2 protein-coding genes and 1 pseudogene are annotated in these 2437 nt (G+C 37.3%); all 3 read right to left on the bottom strand.

Annotation, left to right across the window (positions count from 1 at the left end):
- Positions 1–74: 74 nt before the first annotated feature.
- Complete coding sequence (locus tag BGP77_RS02830; RefSeq protein WP_108163233.1) at positions 75–1157, bottom strand: GNAT family N-acetyltransferase; 1083 nt, start codon at positions 1155–1157, stop codon at positions 75–77.
- A gap of 7 nt (positions 1158–1164) precedes the next feature.
- Positions 1165–2136, bottom strand: a complete 972-nt coding sequence (nadE, locus tag BGP77_RS02825) for an NAD(+) synthase (RefSeq protein WP_108163232.1) — start codon at positions 2134–2136, stop codon at positions 1165–1167.
- A pseudogene (locus BGP77_RS02820) lies at positions 2129–2437 on the bottom strand (benzoate-CoA ligase family protein); the annotation flags it as partial. The pseudogene BGP77_RS02820 and the gene nadE, both read right to left, overlap by 8 nt.

Genomic DNA, 2437 nt, shown 5'->3' with positions numbered 1-2437 from the left:
GAATAGACACACTAAAATAGATAATTAAAATAACATATTAAGAATATATCCATTAAGTTTAAAAATGGTAACTTTTAGTGGAATAACGCATAAAAATCCATATCACTGGATGACCCACTTACGACCCAATTCTTCTTGTCCTGCAGCAATTGTTTGATTTCCTCATCTTCACAATAAAACATAAAACGGCCACCATATTCCCTGCGAACAAAGTGTCGCTTACGTAAATTAGCTTCGAGGTTCTTATCTAAGCCGTTAAAGACAATTTTATGAACTCCATTTGCAAGTGCTAATTGAATTAAACCGTCTAATAGGGTTCTGGACTTGTCTATTGTAGGTACGAACTCACAAATACTCCAAACTCGCATTCCGGTTGAAAAATACTCGTCTCTGATAATTAGAATTCCATTTATTTCACCATCATCGCTGTTTAAAAAATATTTCAGATACTTTGTAGAATCATAGCGCCAATTTAAATAGTCTAATTCTTGTGAAATCGAGTAATTCATTTCCCTTTGCCGATTAATAAATTCTGCCATAGCAGCAGTAAAAACTAAGAAACTGGTCAATTTTATTTTTTTTTGCAATGCATTCTCAATTCGAAGCAACACAACAGTTGACGCTATCCAAACATATTTTAGTAAAGTTCTGAACCTACTATCTTCCGCTTTCACCGGGATAGATTTTGCTTGCAAGAATAACAGGTAATAACTCAACTCCCCCATGTCGACCCAACCGATTCGTTGATACATGGCTTTAGCCTCATCGGAGATCCCTATTCCAATCGTAAGTTCATGCTTAGTTATTAAACTGCCTGTCAGTGCAACCGCCAGACCTTTTAGTCTCCATGCAGGATCGACATGCAAATCGAAGGCATATGCGGCCGTTAGCTTTTTACCTGCGACATTGAAGCAAATACTTAAAGAGCCTTGATGACCAACAACTTCACCTTCTTGAACACAATAGGTATAAACACCGTAGTCACCGGATCCGTATAGCCAGTTATAAAATTTCGAACTCTGTTGATAAGATCCGCTGGGATAAATATTTTGATGAAACGATTTTAAGACTTTTTTATGCTTACCAAAAACATCGTGTTCAAAGGACGGTTTAAATTGATTATAAAAACGCCTTACAATACTTTTCTGTCGTTCCATATCAAGCCTACTCAAATAAAGTTAGAGGCTTCATATGCAAGTACTCCGTCGTTCTTCGCTTTCGAACTATATCTCGATAAATATTGATGGCTTCACTTTCGCTGAAATTTAACTTTTTTGCCAAGTCTTTTGCCGGTCGGGATTGATTAAAGTAAAGCAAAGCTATATCCATCTGCGGATAAGGTAAAGAAAAGTAGAACTCATCCTGGCCTTGACTCAGGCTATACGTATCCGTTGTTGGTATTGAACTACAAATTGAATCAGGTAATTCTAAGTACCTTGCCAATGCATATACTTGTGTTTTATATAGGTGTGCGATCGGTTTGATATCTGCAGAACCATCACCATTTTTCACGAAAAAACCTTGGTCATATTCGAGTCGATTTGGCGTACCTACTACAGCATAATTTTTTTGATCTGCATAATAATACTCCATGGTCTTTCTTAAACGCTGTTTAAAATTAGTAGCGGCAACTATTTGAAGATATGATTTTAACGGTAGAGTTTGGCGACATTCGTTTCCTTCTGCGTCCTGGGCAACTATTGAAAAATGGTTAATTTCATGACCTTTTGAATCAGAAATCGCAATTTTACTTTTCCAAGTTTCATCATAATAGGGTATTACATCTCGTATCGCTTCATCTCTTCGAGAATAGCAACCAATTGCCTCCAGAGAACTGGAAATATTTTCAGTCACATATTCAATACCGAGATGCTCCGCTAGTATTCCGCCTAAATCAGTACTTGATCCGGAAGAATCGTGTTCAGGCATCAATATGCCAAAAACCTTTTTTGCACCAATCGCTTTTACAGCCAAGGCGGCACAAACGGAACTGTCTATACCACCAGACATCCCTACTACCAAGCCACGGCGATGTAGCTTGCTCGCCAAAGACTCTCGTATAAAACGAGAAATATTATCCACTTCTAATTCAAAATTAATATTTAATTCAGGATCTAATTCCCTTTTATCATCCATGTTGCGACTCCATTTCTTTCGTTAACCGATATCTCTGAATTTTTCCACTGGCGGTTTTTGGTATTTCTTCAAGCCAAAATAGTTTTCGTGGCACTTTATAATCTGATAAAACATCGCTGCAATGTTTTTTTATACGTAATTCATTTTCAGCTGACCTCATGCCTACTACAAAACAAATCACCCTCTGGCCAAAGATTTCATCTGCCTCGCCAATAACCGCTGATTCGAGAACGAATTCTAATTCATTAACAACCTCTTCAATCTCTAGCGGATTAATTCGGTTACCTGCAACTTTAAGCAT

Origin of the sequence: Saccharospirillum sp. MSK14-1, assembly GCF_003054965.1 — a bacterium.
GTDB lineage: Bacteria > Pseudomonadota > Gammaproteobacteria > Pseudomonadales > Natronospirillaceae > Saccharospirillum.
This window is presented reverse-complemented; position numbering and strand designations above follow the sequence as displayed.